An 18,097-nucleotide genomic window follows, 5' to 3' on the forward strand; every position below is an offset into this window, starting at 1 on the left:
ATGGAAGATTGTATATTCTGCAAAATCGTACGTGGTGAAATTCCAGCCACTAAAATCCATGAAGATGATGAAACAATAGCGTTTTATGATATTCATCCGGCAGCGCCTGTGCATTTTATGCTGATACCCAAACAACATATCGAATCATTAAATGAAGTTGACCTGAGTCATCAGCAGCTACTCGGGAAAATGCTGTGGCTAGCTCCCCGCTTGGCGGCAGACCAGGGATGTACAGATGGGTTTCGAACCATTATCAACACCGGGCGGGTAGGAGGACAGGAAATTTTCCATCTTCATCTTCATGTTATCGGGGGGAAGGATCGCTTGCCCGCTATGATTCATCACGGCTAATCCGCTTAAGGAGCAAATAATGGGAAGTTTTAGTATTTGGCACTGGCTGGTTGTTCTGGCGATCGTTGTGCTGGTATTTGGGACCAAAAAACTGCGCAACCTTGGCAGCGATCTGGGAGGAGCTGTCCGTGGATTCAAGGAAGGTATGAAGGGTGCTGAAGAGGAAAATACCCAGCCACCTCCTTCACACCAACAGGTAACCGGCCATTCGATCAAAAGTGAAATAGAAGAAAAAGATCAGACAAAAGTGTGATCTGACAATATGGCTCTGCACAATCATGGGAACAGGATTTTCCGGATAATCCCGAAGCAGCATTCAATGCTATTCGAGCCTGCAAATGTTTGATATCAGCTTCACTGAACTTATCGTCATTGGAATTGTAGCCCTTGTGGTCATCGGGCCGGAGCGATTGCCGGCGGTTGCACGCACAGCAGGTTATTTTCTGGGGCGAGCCCGACGTTATATCGAGCAGGTAAAACGTGATCTAAATGAAGAAATGGAGCTGGACAGCCTGAGAAAACTCAGGGATTCCATGCACGAAACCGTCGATTCATTTCAGAACTCGGTGCACAGCGAAATCAACAAAATACAGGAAACAGCAGATACCCGGCCCGCAGCCGTGCCTGAAAAAGAATCTCATGCAGTTGAATCAGGGGGGAAAACCGAGCCCGAAAACACCGAGGCAGCCGCTTCATCGACCCCTAAAGAACCCCGGCAATCGGGCAGTTAGTTTTTGCAGAGATTCAACCACTGTAAGCCGCTAACAGCCTCTTTTTTATCAAGCCACTCAATTTAACCACAGGATAAACCACAGCAACAGATGGATGATGACAATACTTTTATTTCGCATCTGGCGGAATTACGTGCCCGGCTGATTCGGGCACTCCTGGTACTGTTTCTGGGTTTTCTCCCCTGTGCCTTTTTCGCGCGAGAGCTGTACAGTTTCCTGGCCTTTCCTCTGCTGGAAAAACTGCCGCAAGGCGGGCAAATGATTGCCACAGAAGTGGTAACTCCATTCTTCATCCCGATGAAAGTTGCGTTAATGGTGGCATTTCTCATCACCTTGCCACACACGCTCTATCAGGTTTGGGCATTTGTCGCACCTGGTCTGTACAGCCACGAAAAACGCCTGTTTCTACCGCTGGTATTCATCAGCAGCCTCCTGTTCTTCACAGGCATGGCATTCGCCTACTTCGCCGTGCTACCGCTGGTATTTGAATTCATCGTCTATTTTGCGCCAGAAGGTGTCGCTGTCATGACTGACATCAGCGAATACCTCAACTTCATATTATCAATGTTCCTGGCTTTCGGCATCACATTTGAAGTACCGGTTTTCGTACTGATCCTCATCCGTACCGGTCTCGTTTCAATAGAAAAAATGAGATCCATCCGCCGCTTCGTTCTGGTTGGTGCATTTATCATCGGCGCGATTTTCACCCCACCTGATGTCATGTCGCAGATCTTGCTGGCAATTCCTCTATATCTGCTTTATGAACTGGGTATCCTCCTTGCTGCCCTGTTGATGAAACAACCCACTCGGGAATCAGTACCATCCGCTATGCAGCATCAACGTGACAATACTGGAAAAAATGAATAACAAGAACCAATTTACCAACCACATACCAACAGCAAAATTCTCCCTGCACCACAGAAGAATTACCAGCCAGTTTCGGAACCATCCTCCCGGACCATTCTTGACATGGTCATAGCGCTGCTATAGTCTCCACTCCCTTGCTTGAGGTGTCCCAGATGCATTTGCACGAGGGATGAAACGGGAAGCCGGTGCGCACTGGAATCAAACAATGCAATGCCGACACTGCCCCCGCAACGGTAAATGAGTCAATATTCTGCACACGCCACTGTGCCATCCGGCACGGGAAGGCGCAGAATCAGGAAATAAATCTACTCACAAGTCCGGAGACCGGCCTGAAGCAATATCATGTTATTGCGGAGGGCAATACACGGCACCGGATCTTATTCCTGGCATTTAATTATGTCAGGTTCCCTGCTGTTTCTCCGCAATCTGTTTATAACCCGATCATCGCGCGGGTGTGCGCGGAGGAAACAATGTCCAGAAATCATGCTTCATCTGTACTGGCTCTATGGCTGGGAATCAATCTTTCTGCCGTCTCATGGGCGGAAGAAATCAACTATCTCGAAAACCCGGTTGTCGTTACCGCTAGCCGTACTGATCAAGCCGCGGAAGATACACTTGCCTCAGTTACCGTCATTACACGAACTGATATTGAGCGTCAGCAGGCACGTTCAGTGCAAGATCTGCTGCACGGTATCGCAGGTATCAATGTCGCCAATACCGGTGGCCCTGGAAAATTGACCACACTTTTTCTGCGAGGTACAGAATCCGACCACGTACTGGTTCTGGTTGATGGCATCAGAATGGGCTCTGCCACCTCCGGTTTTAGTGAAATCCAGAACTACCCGGTAGAGTTGATTGATCGTATTGAGATCGTCCGGGGACCACGTTCCAGCTTATACGGCCCGGAAGCGGTAGGTGGCGTCATCCAGATCTTCACACGTAAAAGCGGAAAAAAGGGATTAAAACCCACCCTCAGTTTTGGGGGGGGCAGCTATGGAACCATCAATGGCTCAGCTACTCTCTCCGGTAGCAGCGAACACGCCTGGTTTAATCTCGGCATCAGCGGATCAGACACCAATGGCTTTAATGCCTGCAAAGGTTCTTTTAGTGCGGGATGCTTCACCGTTGAACCGGACAAGGATGGCTACCGTAATATCTCCGGCTCGGCCCGTGCCGGCTACCACTTCGATAGCGGATTGGATGTCGAAGCCAGTTTTTTACACACTGATGGACATTACGAATACGACGGCGGCTTTATCAACCGAACCAAACTGGCACAACAGATGTTCGGAGGAACTGCGCGTTATTCGCCTTTTGAGCCTTGGCGCATCACCTTAACAATGGGGCGCAGTAATGAAGATTCCGATAATTTCAAGGAGAAAATGTTCATGACGCGCTACCACGCCCGGCGCGATACGATCTCCTGGCAAAATGATATCACTGTAACCCCGAATCAGCTTTTGACCATCGGCACAGATTATCTGTATGATCATGTCAACAGCACGGAAAAATTCACCACTACCTCACGCTATAACTGGGGCGTATTTGCACAACACCAGATTTCACTCGCAGCGCACAAACTGCAGCTTTCTTTACGTCATGATGACAATCAGCAATTCGGCAGCCAGGTAACCGGTGGTGCTTCCTGGGGCTATTCACTGACTGAACGGGTCAGGCTGACTGCTGGCTTCGGTAGCGCGTTTAAAGCCCCTACCTTCAATGAACTGTATTTCCCTGGATTTGGCAACCCTCATCTCAAGCCGGAGGATGCCCACACGGTAGAACTGGGTGCAACTGGCCGGTTCGACCGAGGTAATTGGTCACTCAACCTGTATGAAACCTGGATTGATAACCTGATCTCATATAATGCGGCAACATTCGCTCCAGATAATATAGACAAAGCGCGCATACAAGGATTGGAAGCTATCCTCAACACTGAAATCAAAGGCTGGCTGATTCAAACCAACCTCACTTTTCTCAATCCAGAAAATCGCTCCAAAGGTGCTAATCGAGGCAATATCCTACCACGACGCAGCAAACAGGCCTTCCGGATTGATGCCAGTCGCCAGCTTGGTAATTTTGTGGTGGGGGCACTGTTTCTTGCGGAAGCCAATCGTTACGATGATCTGGCAAATAAGCAGCAGCTGGATGATTACGTCAAAGTCGATTTACGGGCAGAATATCTGATCAATTCACAGTGGCGCATACAAGGACGAGTTGAAAACCTGTTTGACAAGGACTATGAAACCGCTGCATTCTTCAACCAACCCGGGCGCAGCTTCTTTGCTACCCTGCGCTATCAACCATAGGATAAAACCATGAAGCCATTACCATTACACTATCAATACCTGATCGGGTTCATCCTGATCGCCCTGATGATTGCCACCCGCGAATATCACTTCGCCTCATTGCACAGCCTGCCAGGAGCTTCCTGGGCCGTCTTCTTTCTGGCCGGCCTCTATCTTCGTTCAAGCTGGTCATTACCTGGTTTTCTCGCATTAACCTGGATACTCGACTCTTCAGCTTACTTCACTGTTGCAGAAAGCGAATTCTGTCTGACTACAGCCTACGCCTTCCTGCTGCCTGCCTATAGCGCCCTCTGGGCTGCTGGTCGCTGGTTTGCTACACACTATCAATTCTCATGGCGGGCATGGATGCCACTATCCTTCAGCCTTCTGATCGGTGCAATGCTATGTGAATTATTCTCCAGTGGCGGATTCTATTTCTTCTCCGGTCAGTTTACAGAAACCAATTTTGCTGAATTCTGGCAGCGTGAACTGTACTATTTCCCGCTTTATCTCCAGTCTTTACTGTTTTACGTCAGCATGGCAGCAGCAATACACATCCCTCTTGCGTTGATCCATCAATCGCGTTACCCCCGGAATAATGCAATCAGCCAATACCAATAATGAACGCTGAAGCAGATCGGGCGCAGCGCCACCGTGCCCGAATGCAACGCCAAAAGACAGTTGTCGATGCCGCGATTGCCCGTGCTGATAAAAGTAAAGGCTTGCTGCTGGTATTGACCGGCAACGGCAAGGGTAAATCAAGCTCCGCTTTCGGCATGGCTGCCCGCGCACTGGGTCATAGTATGCGCGTTGGCGTCGCGCAGTTCATCAAGGGGCGCTCCGACACCGGCGAAGAAGCTTTCTTCCAACAGCAGAAAAATATCATCTGGCATGTGCTGGGGGAAGGCTTTACCTGGGATACACAAGATCTTGAACGCGACAAGGAAACTGCCAGACGTGGATGGGCAGTTGTACAAACCATGCTGCATGATCCCTCCATTGACCTGCTGATACTGGATGAGCTCACCTACCCGCTCAAGTTTGGCTGGCTGGACATCAATACCGTATTAGCTGATCTGCAGAACCGCCCGGCGATGCAGCATGTTGTCATTACCGGCCGTGCCGCACCGGATGCTTTATGCCAGACAGCCGATACCGTCACCGAAATGCGTGATATCAAACACGCCTTCCAGTCTGGGATCCAGGCACAAATAGGGATTGATTACTGACAACGCCACTCCGGAAGCTTGTCAGTAGAAGAAACCTTACAACTGCCCAGGATCCATCAGTAAAACGCTGATTTATCCGCCACTAAGAGGCCTGCAAGGCTGTAGCATCCAGAATCTATTGATTTTGAAAAGCCTCTGGAGGCTCATCACGTTCGCAGTTATGGTTTCAATAACGCTTATTGATTTGATCAATATCCTCTTAAATAATAAAATTTTTGTCCAGAATACATAAAAACAGTAAAATTTCCAGGATATATACACGTCAGGCTGTTTAACGATACAAATGGTATATAGAGAAAAGACAAGTACAAAACGATATTGCAACAGGCTATCGATCATCATGAAGTGGCCGAACATATCGGTATGTCACATGAGACGATATTGCAGAAACTGGAAAATATGGCAGTGTAGTTTCGCACGCAGTACGATCTGAACAGAAACTCAACTACATGTAAACACTCCCATAGAACACACATGAATTCCTGGAATCATTGAAAATAATCATGCTTAAACTTATACGAGATAAAGGGCCGAAAGAGACGATAAATACGCTCATAGTCGCTGAAAAAGCCAGAATCAATCATCAAGATATTGAAGAACTGCTACTGAAGTATCAAAGAAGCTACCCGGAAGACGCCACCAGAAGCATAACAGAGGTTACGAATCCAACTCAGGAGAAGCATGAAGGCCTGAGAGTGTTCGTAATCCAGACACGGATAGCGCTTATGCTGGCAAATTCCTACGGACTTGAAGCGTATCAGACTTTAAAAACGTTTATGGAGAGGCAAGGTTACAAGACGCAGCTTGACTCCATGTCCGTGGTAACAGAACAGAAAGACTAAATCCCAATATCAAATAGCCGCTTTTTTCCCCTTGTGTCAGGCTAGTTGTCGCAAGCGTTGATTCTGTTGTGGTGCTGGCGCAACACTATGCGTCACCGAACAGACGACCTGAAAATGGAAGCATCGCGACGTTTTTACCGATCGATCACACACGCCACACCGGCTGCAGACTACGCTTACACCAGCACAAGAAGCCATTGCGATTTATCTGCATCGCTCACTGCTGCTGCCTTTGGATGATCTGCTGGCCATCACCCGTGAATTTTTGTGTCGAGTGCCGACAGGCCCGGTCTTGGCTTGGCTGATCAGATAAATTGCCAGGAACCAGATGCTTAGCGACAAGTGGGGGCTTTGGAACAAGGCGCCTACAATCAGAGATTGTCTGCAGACGGCAGCGCTTGCTTGCATTGGAAGTTCTTGTATTTTCCTGCCTTAAGCAAGTAGTAATTTGCGTTGCCGCAGCCTGGGCAGCTAAATTCTTACGGCCAACGAGATACTTCCAATACATCCGCACATTGCTCATCCGTGCCAAACTGTGTAAGAAATCAAGTAAAGACAAGCCTACTTAAAATTGAATACAGTTCATGGCCATGATAATTCCTCTTTGATAGGTTTGTTTGGGCCGCTATGCGCCTTATCATAGAAAAAATCGGGTCTGGCTGAACAATCTTTCTAATCAGGTAAAGTTATGATGTATGGGATTGTAACGAAGAAAAATTACAGTAATTGCTATAGATCTCAAGTTTCACGGAATATATAAATTCCAGGCACAAAGATCGGGTATTTATTCACTGGTACTTGTCGCATGCGACAATATGTCACATTGTTTATTCCAATGGCTTATTTGATACTTGGTACCCAGGCTACGCAAGACAGGAAGTTTCCGAGCATAGCCTCTTTTACCAATCACTCAAATATTAAGAAAAAATTTAGATGAACAAGACGATCAAATGCGCATTACTTTTCGCTGCTGGTATAACCTCGCTACCCGCCGTTGCTCATATCAGCTATAGCAGCCGTGATTTTGGAATCTACGATTCGACCACTGGCGGCTCAAACACCATTCTTCATCAGTTCGTAACAGGTAACTACGGCTGGATAGATGGAACTGATTCCGACCAGGGGAACAGCCACGGAGTACTGCCTTTCCGGTTTACGCTTACCAGCTCGGCTAGCGTAAATCTCAGTTTTCGGGAAGATAGCGCGATGACTACCAACTACAAAGGTGAAGAAGCCCTTTCAATGCTGGGATTGACGCCTGGATTCTCGCTATATCGAGGATTAGCTCACGTTTCACCTCACGAACTTGATCATGACAACACTGACGGTTCTAAACTCCTGCGCCCCGAAGGCAGCGAAGGCTCATTCGTGGCACTGGCTGACTGGAGCATCACCAACGAAGATGATCCGCAGGCATTGGATCCAAGCTACCTCAGCTATATCGGGCACGCTTATGATGGTGCCATGAACTATGGTACTGGACTCATTCCAGGTGGAGATGGTGTGGCTGATAATTTCGTATCAAAAACATTTCAACTTGATCCAGGTGACTACTCTGTCTTCGCAGGAGGATCAAGTTACTGGGACCAACTGGAGGACAATCCAAACCTTGCAGCTCGCTATGGTTTGAACGCTTCCTTTAGCATAATGCAACAAGTTCCCGAACCAGGGACATACACTCTACTGCTGATAGGCCTGGGGTTACTGAGCATCGTCAAACGCCGCAGACAAGTGTATTAACAACAGTACAATCGTTGGTATCTCTCAGAAACGCTTACTTCACCCGCATGCCTGGTTGTGCGCCGCTGTCCGGGGCGAGCAAGAATGGGCCGCCGCTTTCACCGCTTGCAGCCAGCACCATGCCTTCTGAGAGTCCAAATTTCATTTTGCGCGGAGCAAGGTTAGCGACCATCACAGTCAGCCGTCCTTTGAGTTGTTCCGGGTCATAGGCAGATTTGATGCCTGCGAAGACGGAACGCTGTTCAGAGCCGATATCCAGTGTCAGTTGCAGCAGTTTGTCGGCACCGGGAACATGTTGTGCGTCAAGAATCCGGGCAATGCGCAGATCGATCTTGCTGAAATCCTCGATTGAAATTGTTTCAGCAATGGGAGCAATGACACGTTGTTGTGCTTCAGCATGCCGCGTGAGTGAATGAGTGTCGTTACTGGTCGTCATGGTTTGTCGGTTGGCCTCTGTCAGTGCAGCAATTTGTTTGGGATCAATACGGGTGATAAGGTGTTGATAAGTATTAATAGTGTGACCTGCCGGCAGCAGCATAGTGGATAAAGGTTGTCCTGCTTGCTGTCTGGGCCAACCCAGCGCCATCCAATTGAGAAAATGCTCGATGCGTTCAGCGGTATAGGGCAAAACCGGTTTCAGATAACAGGAGAGTAGATAAAACATCTGGATCCCCAGGCTGCAGGCGCGGTGTAATTCGCGCTCTCGTGTCTCATCCTTGGCAATTTCCCAGGGTGCAAGCACGTGGATCAGTTCGTTGACCTCATCCGTTCGCTTCATGATATGGCGTATCGCGGCAGAAAAATCGCGCGCCTCGTAGGCTGCTTCGATGACGCCTGGCTGCCAGCTGGAGAAATATTCATCTACCGTTTGTTGCAGCAGTTGATAATCTTCCCCCGCCACCAGCTTGCCATCGAAACATTTGCTGATAAAACCGGCGCAACGGCTGGCAATGTTGATGTACTTGCCGACCAGATCCGCATTGACACGCGTAACAAAATCTTCCAGGTTAAGATCAATATCTTCCATGCTGCCGTTGAGCTTGGCGGCATAGTAGTAGCGTAACCATTCCGGATTCAGCCTCTGTTGCAAATAGCTTTCCGCCGTAATAAACGTGCCGCGTGATTTACTCATTTTCTCGCCATTCACGGTCAGAAAACCATGAGCAAAAATCTGTGTGGGGGTACGATAACCCGCGTTCTCCAGCATTGCCGGCCAGAATAGTGCATGAAAATAAAGAATATCCTTGCCGATGAAATGATACAACTCCGTGGTGGCACCCTTTTTCCAGTATTGATCAAAATCAATCCCTTGCTCGGTGCAGAGCTTTTTGAAGCTGCCCATGTAGCCGATCGGTGCATCCAGCCACACATAAAAATACTTGTCTGTTTCACCAGGAATTTCAAAGCCAAAATAAGGTGCATCGCGTGAAATATCCCAATCGGATAATTTATTCTCACCCTCTTCCCCCAGCCATTCTGCCATTTTGTTGGCTGCCTCTACCTGCAAATGGTTGCCTGAGCGTGTCCATTTACGTAAAAAATCACTGCAACGCGGATCAGATAGCTTAAAGAAGAAATGCTCCGATGCTTTTCGGATGGGCGTTGCACCGGAAATAGCGGAATAGGGATTTTTCAGCTCTGTTGGTGTATAGGCCGCGCCACAGGCTTCACAGGAATCTCCATATTGATCAACCGCCCCGCATTTCGGGCATTCACCTTTAACAAAGCGATCCGGCAGAAACAGGTTTTTGACTGGATCATACAGTTGTTCTATCGAACGGATTGCAATCAGCCCGGCTGCTTTCAGTTTTTGGTAAATATCCTCGGCGTAGTAGCGCGTTTCATCGGAATGTGTGCTGTAATACTGGTCAAACGCGATATGGAAACCGGTAAAATCACGCAGATGTTCTGTATAGACCCGCGCAATCAATGCTTCCGGTGAAATACCCTCCCTTTCAGCACGCAGCATGATGGGCGTGCCATGCGCATCATCCGCACAGACATAATAGACGGTATGCCCCTGCATTTTTTGGAAACGTACCCAGATATCGGTCTGGATATATTCAACTAGATGCCCCAGATGAATGCTGCCATTAGCATAAGGCAGCGCGGAAGTTACCAGAATATTACGTACAGTCATCGGTTACTCATCAATTCAAAATATATAATAAGAGAAGATTGTAGCAAACCAGCTGGCGCGATATTTGCTAACATCAATACTTTTGTGGCGGGAGCACGCTCATCAATGATCACACAACAACAAATTGAAACGGTGCTGGGTCAGACTATTGATCCCACGACCGGTAAAAACTACCTTACCAGCAAAACTGTCAACAACATTCAGATCAATCAGACCAGCGTTGTAATAGATATCGAACTTGGCTACCCAGCTAAAAGCGTGCTGAAAACCGTCCGTCAGCAGATTGAACACGCCTTGCGTACCCTGCCCGGAATCGGATCGGTCACAGTCAATGTCACCAGTAATATCATTGCCCATGGTGCACAGCGCAAACTCAAACTTTTACCCGGTGTCAAGAATGTGATTGCAATCGCTTCCGGTAAGGGGGGTGTAGGTAAGTCTGCTACTGCAGTCAACCTGGCACTGGCACTGGCAGCTGAAGGGGCAACAGTAGGTATTCTGGATGCAGATATCTACGGCCCGTCACAACCACAAATGCTTGGCGTCAGCGGACAGCCGAATTCACCGGATGGCAAAACTATCGAGCCGATGCGGGCGCACGGTATTCAGATGATGTCGATTGGTCTGCTGATTGATGTGGAAACCCCGATGGTCTGGCGTGGTCCGATGGTAACGCAGGCTTTGCAACAATTACTGAATGACACCCTCTGGCAAGACTTGGATTATCTGCTTATTGATCTGCCACCTGGCACGGGTGATATTCAACTGACACTCGCCCAGAAAATTCCGGTGACCGGCGCGGTCATCGTCACTACGCCACAGGATATTGCCCTGCTGGATGCCCGCAAGGGTCTGAAAATGTTTGAGAAGGTCGGCATTCCTATTTTGGGAATCGTGGAAAACATGAGCCTGCACACCTGTTCGAACTGCGGACATACCGAGCCGATTTTTGGAACGGGGGGCGGTGAAAAAATGAGCAAGGATTACAACGTCGAGCTGCTGGGCGCCCTGCCACTGGATATCCGTATCCGCGAGCATACTGATGCCGGCACACCCAGTGTCGTGGCCGAACCAGACGGGCAAATCGCCACCATCTACCGCACGATTGCACGCCGCGTAGCAGCGAAAATCTCCGATATGGCGCGTGATTACACGGATGTATTTACACAAATTATCATGGAAGACGATTAATCAAGGCCGCGCATGTCGATCAAATCAGATAAATGGATCCGCAGGATGGCCGCCGAATACGGCATGATTGAGCCATTCGAGCCTGGTCAGGTTAAACAGAAAGATGGGCACAGCATCGTCTCCTACGGTACTTCCAGCTATGGTTACGACATCCGCTGTTCGGATGAATTCAAGCTGTTCACCAACCTGAATTCAACCATCGTTGACCCGAAACGTTTCGATTCAAACTCGTTTGTTGATTTAAAAAATGATATCTGCATCATCCCGCCCAATTCCTTCGCGCTGGCACGCACAGTTGAATATTTCCGCATCCCGCGCAATGTGCTGACCATCTGCCTCGGGAAATCCACTTATGCTCGCTGTGGCATCATAGTCAATGTCACACCATTTGAGCCAGAGTGGGAGGGTTACGTCACACTGGAGTTCTCCAACACGACCCCCCTGCCTGCCAAGATTTATGCCAATGAAGGCGTTGCCCAGGTTATCTTTTTTGAAGCGGATGAAGTATGTGAAACATCCTACAAGGATCGCAAGGGTAAATACCAGTTTCAACAAGGAGTGACGTTGCCAAAAATATAGATTTGAGAAATACCAAAAGGTATTTCTTACCAGCTCCTCTTGCCCCACTTCTGATACTTCATAACAAGAAACAGAGCCAACTACCCACTATTCGGTTTTTGGCTGGTATATTCGGCCGGAGCAAAAAACACCAGCACGCTCAGATCCTCTGTTATGTCATAAAAACAGTGATCAACATTGGCTGCTACAAAAATAATACTTCCCGCTGAAATCTGCCGATGGTCGCTACCCACCCGCATACTCGCCTGGCCCTGCGCCACATAATAAACTTCATCCTCGGCATGCGGTTCCTGCAAATCAGACGATCCCGCAAGCAGGGTGTAAATCCCCATACTTAGTGATGGCGTCCGCAAGAACTCCAGATAGGTATCTCCCGATTCCTTTTGCCGGGTGATTAAATCCAGTAGTTTGTATATATCCATACCTTCCATTCTCCTGATCAAATCAAAAAACAATAATGGCTCATTCAGGCCGGTTCTGTCTGCCGCGCTGCCGGATCCTGACGATAAAACTGGGCCAGCTGCTGATATACCGCTGGAAAATGGTGCTTCACCTGATGTGGCCTGATAAAAAAAACTTCACTCAATACCGCAAAAAATTCTGCCGGATCCGTTGCTGCATAAGGATTGATACCCGTTCCTTCACCCTGCTCCACCTGTCTACAGAAAATCTCATAAGCCTGGCTGAAAACCTCAGCCCAGCTGCGCGGATCCATCCCATTATGCAGGGGCGGATAACCGTTGGCAGAACCATTCAGCATATCCAGCTTGTGTGCAAATTCGTGTATCACCACGTTATGCTCATGATGAACATGAGCCACATCCTCCCATGACAGAATCACCGGCCCGGTCAGCCAGGATTCACCCGAAGCCACCATCCGCCTGGTATGTACAATCCCTATTTCATCCCGATAGACGCGATTGAGAATAAACTTGCCGGGGTAGACGATTACTTCTACCCAGTCATCGTAATATTCCGGGTCCAGCTTCAAAATCAGCAAGCAGGCCTGCGCCGCGATCATTACACACATCGCTTCTGTCATGATCAGACCCTGCACTCCATTAATTTTTTTGTCATGCAAAAAAATTGTCGACCATTCCCGCAACCGATGGAGTTCATTCCGAGTCAATCCATACAAGAACGGTAATTGATCCACTACCGGTTGCCAGATAGATTCGGGAATAAGTTTACGTTTGAGAATTCGGCGACGCCGCCATTTTTCCAGAAGCCAGATCATTCAATCACCTGGAAGCATCATGTTGCATGAGAAAAAGAGTACCGTTTGTTTGTTCCAAGAGTTGGATTTACGATTTTCATGGAAAAAAATCTGTTACCCGTCTACAGATTGCAAGGCACAGGAGACATGATGACAACTATAATTTCTAGCATCCCAGTACACTTGCCCATTCTGCTGATCTGCCCTTTCTCTTCCGTGCCATGACAAATCAACTTGCAGATAAGAATACCGAAGCGCTGCGACAAACGAAGTGGCATACACTGACTCAATCTGAGATTGAGAAAATTCTGCAAACCGGGCCTAATGGCCTGAAAACTGCTGAAATCCAGGATCGTCTTGCCCGATTCGGATCGAACCGCCTGCCTCCACCCAAACGACGCGGGCCATTGATTCGTCTGCTGATGCAATTCCACAATATCCTGCTGTATATCATGACTGCTGCAGCGCTCATCACCGCTCTACTGGATCACTGGGTGGATAGCGGCGTACTGCTGGCTGTAATCATGGTTAATGTCTTTATTGGTTTCATTCAGGAAGGAAAAGCCGAAACGGCGCTTGATTCTATCCGGGCCATGCTGTCGCCCCGCGCAACCGTCATCAGGGATGATTCCCGCCATGAAATAGACGCTGCTGAACTAGTACCAGGTGATGTGGTATTGCTGGTTTCCGGCGATCGAGTGCCGGCGGATATTCGCCTGACTTCAATCAGGGAATTACAGATTGATGAAGCTACACTGACTGGGGAATCCATACCAGTAAAGAAACACATTGAAACAAGCCTGCCCGATACCTCGCTGGGTGATCGCTCCGGCATGATCTATTCCGGCACCCTTGTCGTATTCGGCCAGGCCAGTGGAATTGTCGTCTCTACCGGCAGCACAACCGAGCTGGGCAAAATCAACCAGATGCTCACGGATATAAAGAGTCTGTCCACTCCATTATTACGTCAGATTGATAACTTTGGCCGCATACTGGCCATCGCCATTCTTGCAGCTTCTGTCGCAACTTTCGTACTGGGCACCATTTGGCGCGGCCATGCTCCAGAAGAGATGTTCATGATGGCGATCGCGTTGATCGCTTCGGCGATACCAGAAGGGTTACCGGCCATCATGACCGTGACACTAGCGCTGGGGGTTCAACGTATGGCACGACGCAACGCCATCATCCGGCAACTGCCCGCTGTCGAGGCACTGGGATCGGTGACTGTCATCTGCTCTGACAAGACAGGTACGTTGACCCGCAATGAAATGACCGTGCAGCATGTGATCTGCGCCGACCATGTATTTAATATCAGCGGCGTTGGCTATACACCAGCAGGTGAATGCAACATTGACGGACATGTCATTGATCCCGCCCATTATCCGGCGCTTACCCTGGCAATACGCACGGGCGTGCTGTGCAATGATGCACGATTGCAAAAGGAGCACGGTCAGTGGCATGTGGAAGGAGATCCTACCGAAGGCGCTCTGCTGGTGCTGGGTGAGAAAACCAGTTTCTCCCGCCACCTTGCCAATACTGCCTGGCCACGCCTGGATGTCATTCCGTTTGAATCACAATATTCCTTCATGGCCACCTATCACCGCGACAGTGATGATAAGCCCTGGATCTTCGTCAAAGGAGCGCCGGAACGTATTCTGGAGATGTGTACAACCCAGTTGCACCAGAATAATGAACAGCCGCTTGATGCCGGCTACTGGCAGCGAATGGCAACCACCACGGCGGCTCAAGGATTACGCTTGCTGGCATTGGCTTGCAAACGTACGGCACCACAGGAAAACAATCTAAAAATGACCGACATGGAAACAGGATTCACGCTACTAGCTCTGATTGGCATCATCGATCCGCCCCGTGAGGAAGTCATCCGGGCAGTAGCGGAATGCCATCGCGCCGGAATCCGGGTCAAAATGATTACCGGTGATCATGCGGAAACGGCTTGCGCCATCGGGGCACAACTGGCTATCGGCACCGGCAAACCGGCTCTTACCGGGGTAGAAATCGCTGCCATGGACGATAATGCCTTGCGTAATGTAGTCATGAATATCGACATATTCGCCCGCGCCAGCCCGGAACACAAACTGCGCCTGGTAGAAGCTTTGCAGGCCAGTGGACAGGTAGTGGCCATGACCGGCGACGGTGTGAACGATGCACCGGCGCTTAAACGCGCGGATGTCGGCGTGGCAATGGGTATGAAGGGGACTGAAGTTGCCAAGGAAGCATCCGATATCGTGCTGGCAGATGACAACTTTGCCACCATTGTTTCTGCTGTACGTGAAGGTCGGGCTGTTTACGACAATCTGAAAAAATTCATACTATTCATGTTACCGGTCAGTGGTGGCCTAACGTTGATAATCATTGCCGCCATTTTGTTCGAACTCACACTGCCACTTACACCAGCACAGGCATTGTGGATCAACATGGTAACAGCCAGCACCCTGGGACTGGCGCTGGCTTTCGAACCGGCAGAACGCAATATCATGAATCGCCACCCACGCCCACCGGCTGAGGCATTTCTGTCTGGTTTTTTTGTGTGGCGCATTCTAATGGTATCTGTGCTGATGATGATCAGTGCACTTGGCTTGTTTCTGTGGGAGCTGGGTAATGGCACCCGGATTGAAACAGCGCATACGATCGCTGTTAACACGATCGTAATGGCAGAAATGTTCTATTTGCTTAACAGCCGTCATATTTTTGCCCCGATTACGCTTATCAAAGGCCTAACCGGTAATCGTTATATCCTGCTGACCATTGTTGTCTGCACGCTGCTACAGATTGTTTATACCCACCTACCCGCCATGCAGGCCATATTCAAATCAACTGATTTGTCAGTGCTGGAATGGTGTAAATCCATTGCCGCTGGATTGATGGTGTTCTACGCGATCGAACTGGAAAAATTCATTATCCGGTGCACTCACTTTGTTTCATTGACAGCCAAAGGTTAGAAACTCACTCATCGCAAGAAGTGAACCCTTAGTAGCGGTTATGATGGCGAGCAGAGTACACTAGAAAACAAACAGTGAACGACAGAATTTTTATAGATAAAAGAGTATGCCAAACATTACAATCTGGTAATCATGACAAGAACTGTATTCACAATATTCTAAAGAAATAAGTTAAGAATCTGATTATTACGATTGTAGATAAGGAAGCTGCAAAAATTATCAAAAGTAATTTCAGCAAATATCTTTTTGCCCTTTTTGGCAAAATCAACAGTAGCATTAATATTACTGATCCAACCGCAATTAATGTTAGCACTTCTAAAAATTCCTGAAATAACACTGTTTATCCACGTGAAAGAAAGTATCCAAACATACACATCCAGATTCTCGCACAAAAGACAGGCACGATACGCCAGGAAAGCGATCGAGAAGATTGCGGATCCTTGTCCATTATTAAACCTATTTCAAGCTTTTCAGCACGCTATCAGAACAGATAAATCTTCAAGATTTCCTGGTCTTTCCTTTTCCCACAGTCATAGTAAATTCGGCAAGGATAAAGCTATCCATACAGGCAGAAACGGGAGAGGCTGGATCACCGCTCGCCATGTTCTATTTGCGGCCAAATGACTAAATCTTCTGATGAAAGAGAATTATTGATCCTGGGATGATAAGAAATATCATCTTTACGAACACCGGTGGTGTGAAGTAATTCAATGAGCGGGAAAATTATTCCACGGCCAATATTTCCAGCTCAGACGGTCCCTTCACAATCTTCATTATCCCCAGGCTCACCGTCACCGCACGCATGAACAATCTGCGATTATGTAGCTACTCCCTCCTCAAGTAATAATTCAGCCGGTTTGTCATACACCAAAACGGTTTTCTTGAAGTGCTCAGCATACTGGTAAATATCTGAAAGATCTGTTACGGACACTATCCTTTCCTCTTTTTCTTCAAATAGCCCCAGCGTCATCCTGGAAGGATTATTGAATCGCAAGCGACAGATTGGCTTGCGATTATTGTCATCAAGCAATATCGCGCAGTAGCTTTTAGAATCTCGCATAACCACTCGCTTCGGATCGACAGTTTCCCGAAGAATTGCACGGACAATACGATACCCCTCAAATTCTTCTTCAGTTGTAATGATCCCATCTGAATCCTGATCAGAGATTATGTTGTCTTTCTTCAACTCTTCTGATGGTTCCATAGCCAGCTTGAGTCTCTCATTGATTTTGTCCGAAATAAGTTGTTGAAATGCATTCTTGGTTATCAAAGTAAATTGCTCCTTTATTGCAGGAGTTATACGTTTTCCATTAATGACTTCGGAGCATGCCAATCTGACAAAATCCTCAGATGGGGCAACCATCCAATCAGCTAGAACATTGTGGATCGCTCTTGTATATTTCAGATCACTTGCCGTATTTAATATCAACTCAACATTGAACGCAGGCTTGGCAAATTTTTTAAGCTCCTCTACATACTGATCCTTGAAGTCAAGAATATTGAATTCAAGAAATGGCTTTTCATCCATCTTATTTGCTTGTTCCAGGTCAGTGAAGAAGCGGTACAAAATACCATTTGTAAGCACTCCAAAACGTGCTTCCGTCGCATGAAAATATCTGAATAATTGTGATGCATGACCAATATTCAGATCACTCCCGCTTTTCTTACATTCAAAAAGCATAATCGGCTTGCCATCCTTCAGAATGGCATAATCAACTTTTTCTCCTTTTTTCATCCCTACATCAGCTACTAATTCTGGTGTTACTTCATTCGGGTCAAATACGTTGTAGCCAAGTATTTGTATGAATGGCATGATTAATGCATTCTTTGTTGCTTCTTCAGTTTGTACCGTATCTTTTATCTTTCTAAGAATCTGTTTATGATCTTCTGAGTATCAGTGCCATGAAGGCCAGATGAATAAACTGCAAGCTGGTGTTAAGTTTACGCTCACAATTTTTCCATA

General features: G+C 47.9%; 16 protein-coding genes, 2 pseudogenes and 1 riboswitch. Of the genes and pseudogenes, 13 read left to right on the plus strand and 5 right to left on the minus strand.

The genetic code is table 11. From position 1 onward, the window contains the following. The 10 genes and pseudogenes from C8R14_RS09965 to C8R14_RS10015 all read left to right on the plus strand — a co-directional run bounded on the left by C8R14_RS09965 (position 1) and on the right by C8R14_RS10015 (position 8,048). Positions 1-351 carry a histidine triad nucleotide-binding protein gene (locus C8R14_RS09965; protein WP_011634946.1) on the plus strand — a complete coding sequence of 117 codons (351 nt, stop codon included), beginning with the start codon at positions 1-3 and terminating at the stop codon, positions 349-351. A 19-nt stretch (positions 352-370) separates the two neighbouring features. Continuing rightward, entirely contained in the window at positions 371-604 is a 234-nt protein-coding gene (gene tatA / locus C8R14_RS09970) for a Sec-independent protein translocase subunit TatA (RefSeq protein WP_011634947.1), read from the plus strand. An 85-nt stretch (positions 605-689) separates the two neighbouring features. Beyond that, a complete protein-coding gene (tatB, locus tag C8R14_RS09975) occupies positions 690-1,082 on the plus strand; it encodes a Sec-independent protein translocase protein TatB (RefSeq protein ID WP_011634948.1) in 393 nt (130 codons plus the stop codon). A 90-nt stretch (positions 1,083-1,172) separates the two neighbouring features. Beyond that, a complete protein-coding gene (gene tatC / locus C8R14_RS09980; RefSeq protein ID WP_011634949.1) occupies positions 1,173-1,949 on the plus strand; it encodes a twin-arginine translocase subunit TatC in 777 nt (258 codons plus the stop codon). A gap of 124 nt (positions 1,950-2,073) precedes the next feature. Continuing rightward, positions 2,074-2,296: riboswitch (cobalamin riboswitch) on the plus strand. Between the two features lie 123 nt (positions 2,297-2,419). Continuing rightward, positions 2,420-4,258 carry a TonB-dependent vitamin B12 receptor gene (gene btuB, locus C8R14_RS09985; RefSeq protein ID WP_011634950.1) on the plus strand — a complete coding sequence of 613 codons (1,839 nt, stop codon included), beginning with the start codon at positions 2,420-2,422 and terminating at the stop codon, positions 4,256-4,258. A gap of 9 nt (positions 4,259-4,267) precedes the next feature. Beyond that, positions 4,268-4,858 carry a hypothetical protein gene (locus tag C8R14_RS09990; RefSeq protein WP_011634951.1) on the plus strand — a complete coding sequence of 197 codons (591 nt, stop codon included), beginning with the start codon at positions 4,268-4,270 and terminating at the stop codon, positions 4,856-4,858. After that, positions 4,858-5,466, plus strand: a complete 609-nt coding sequence (gene cobO / locus C8R14_RS09995) for a cob(I)yrinic acid a,c-diamide adenosyltransferase (protein WP_011634952.1) — start codon at positions 4,858-4,860, stop codon at positions 5,464-5,466. Before C8R14_RS09990 ends, cobO begins: the two co-directional genes overlap by 1 nt. A gap of 503 nt (positions 5,467-5,969) precedes the next feature. Next, on the plus strand, positions 5,970-6,308 hold the full coding sequence (locus C8R14_RS10005; protein WP_011634953.1) for a hypothetical protein: 339 nt from the start codon (positions 5,970-5,972) through the stop codon (positions 6,306-6,308). Positions 6,309-6,432: 124 nt separating this feature from the next. Next, positions 6,433-6,576 (plus strand): annotated as a pseudogene (locus tag C8R14_RS14150) (IS481 family transposase); the annotation flags it as partial. Positions 6,577-7,241: 665 nt separating this feature from the next. After that, positions 7,242-8,048: a PEP-CTERM sorting domain-containing protein gene (locus C8R14_RS10015; protein ID WP_011634954.1), complete on the plus strand. Its 807-nt coding sequence runs from the start codon at positions 7,242-7,244 to the stop codon at positions 8,046-8,048. A gap of 34 nt (positions 8,049-8,082) precedes the next feature. Here the strand turns inward: C8R14_RS10015 and metG are convergent, their stop codons facing one another. Further along, entirely contained in the window at positions 8,083-10,188 is a 2,106-nt protein-coding gene (gene metG, locus C8R14_RS10020) for a methionine--tRNA ligase (protein WP_011634955.1), read from the minus strand. A gap of 105 nt (positions 10,189-10,293) precedes the next feature. On the opposite strand from metG, the gene apbC reads away from it, so the two are divergent. Then, the gene (gene apbC, locus C8R14_RS10025) at positions 10,294-11,379 is read left to right on the plus strand and encodes an iron-sulfur cluster carrier protein ApbC (protein WP_011634956.1); all 1,086 of its coding nucleotides are present in this window, start codon (positions 10,294-10,296) and stop codon (positions 11,377-11,379) included. A 12-nt stretch (positions 11,380-11,391) separates the two neighbouring features. Continuing rightward, complete coding sequence (gene dcd, locus C8R14_RS10030; protein ID WP_011634957.1) at positions 11,392-11,958, plus strand: dCTP deaminase; 567 nt, start codon at positions 11,392-11,394, stop codon at positions 11,956-11,958. A gap of 80 nt (positions 11,959-12,038) precedes the next feature. On the opposite strand, the gene C8R14_RS10035 is transcribed toward dcd, so the two are convergent. Beyond that, positions 12,039-12,380 carry a cupin domain-containing protein gene (locus C8R14_RS10035; RefSeq protein ID WP_011634958.1) on the minus strand — a complete coding sequence of 114 codons (342 nt, stop codon included), beginning with the start codon at positions 12,378-12,380 and terminating at the stop codon, positions 12,039-12,041. A 44-nt stretch (positions 12,381-12,424) separates the two neighbouring features. Further along, positions 12,425-13,195, minus strand: coding sequence for a M90 family metallopeptidase (locus C8R14_RS10040; protein ID WP_011634959.1), 771 nt, complete (start codon positions 13,193-13,195; stop codon positions 12,425-12,427). 200 nt (positions 13,196-13,395) lie between these two features. Here C8R14_RS10040 and C8R14_RS10045 point away from each other — a divergent pair, with 200 nt between their 5' ends. Beyond that, complete coding sequence (locus C8R14_RS10045; protein ID WP_011634960.1) at positions 13,396-16,134, plus strand: cation-transporting P-type ATPase; 2,739 nt, start codon at positions 13,396-13,398, stop codon at positions 16,132-16,134. 817 nt (positions 16,135-16,951) lie between these two features. Here the strand turns inward: C8R14_RS10045 and C8R14_RS10055 are convergent. Continuing rightward, a complete protein-coding gene (locus C8R14_RS10055) occupies positions 16,952-17,947 on the minus strand; it encodes a type I restriction endonuclease (protein WP_011634962.1) in 996 nt (331 codons plus the stop codon). A 64-nt stretch (positions 17,948-18,011) separates the two neighbouring features. Next, positions 18,012-18,097, minus strand: a pseudogene (locus C8R14_RS10060) (IS5/IS1182 family transposase); the annotation flags it as partial.

Origin of the sequence: Nitrosomonas eutropha, assembly GCF_003201195.1 — a bacterium.
Classification (GTDB): Bacteria; Pseudomonadota; Gammaproteobacteria; order Burkholderiales; family Nitrosomonadaceae; genus Nitrosomonas; species Nitrosomonas eutropha.

Excerpts from the sequence above, each read along its gene's own strand:
- C8R14_RS09990 (WP_011634951.1), top strand. The coding sequence starts at position 4,268 with ATGAAGCCATTACCATTACACTATCAATACCTGATCGGGTTCATCCTG.
- cobO (WP_011634952.1), top strand. The coding sequence starts at position 4,858 with ATGAACGCTGAAGCAGATCGGGCGCAGCGCCACCGTGCCCGAATGCAA.
- C8R14_RS10005 (WP_011634953.1), top strand. The coding sequence starts at position 5,970 with ATGCTTAAACTTATACGAGATAAAGGGCCGAAAGAGACGATAAATACG.
- tatA (WP_011634947.1), top strand. The coding sequence starts at position 371 with ATGGGAAGTTTTAGTATTTGGCACTGGCTGGTTGTTCTGGCGATCGTT.
- btuB (WP_011634950.1), top strand. The coding sequence starts at position 2,420 with ATGTCCAGAAATCATGCTTCATCTGTACTGGCTCTATGGCTGGGAATC.
- C8R14_RS10015 (WP_011634954.1), top strand. The coding sequence starts at position 7,242 with ATGAACAAGACGATCAAATGCGCATTACTTTTCGCTGCTGGTATAACC.
- C8R14_RS10045 (WP_011634960.1), top strand. The coding sequence starts at position 13,396 with ATGACAAATCAACTTGCAGATAAGAATACCGAAGCGCTGCGACAAACG.
- C8R14_RS10035 (WP_011634958.1), bottom strand. The coding sequence starts at position 12,380 with ATGGATATATACAAACTACTGGATTTAATCACCCGGCAAAAGGAATCG.
- C8R14_RS10055 (WP_011634962.1), bottom strand. The coding sequence starts at position 17,947 with ATGCCATTCATACAAATACTTGGCTACAACGTATTTGACCCGAATGAA.
- apbC (WP_011634956.1), top strand. The coding sequence starts at position 10,294 with ATGATCACACAACAACAAATTGAAACGGTGCTGGGTCAGACTATTGAT.
- dcd (WP_011634957.1), top strand. The coding sequence starts at position 11,392 with ATGTCGATCAAATCAGATAAATGGATCCGCAGGATGGCCGCCGAATAC.
- C8R14_RS10040 (WP_011634959.1), bottom strand. The coding sequence starts at position 13,195 with ATGATCTGGCTTCTGGAAAAATGGCGGCGTCGCCGAATTCTCAAACGT.
- C8R14_RS09965 (WP_011634946.1), top strand. The coding sequence starts at position 1 with ATGGAAGATTGTATATTCTGCAAAATCGTACGTGGTGAAATTCCAGCC.
- tatB (WP_011634948.1), top strand. The coding sequence starts at position 690 with ATGTTTGATATCAGCTTCACTGAACTTATCGTCATTGGAATTGTAGCC.
- metG (WP_011634955.1), bottom strand. The coding sequence starts at position 10,188 with ATGACTGTACGTAATATTCTGGTAACTTCCGCGCTGCCTTATGCTAAT.
- tatC (WP_011634949.1), top strand. The coding sequence starts at position 1,173 with ATGGATGATGACAATACTTTTATTTCGCATCTGGCGGAATTACGTGCC.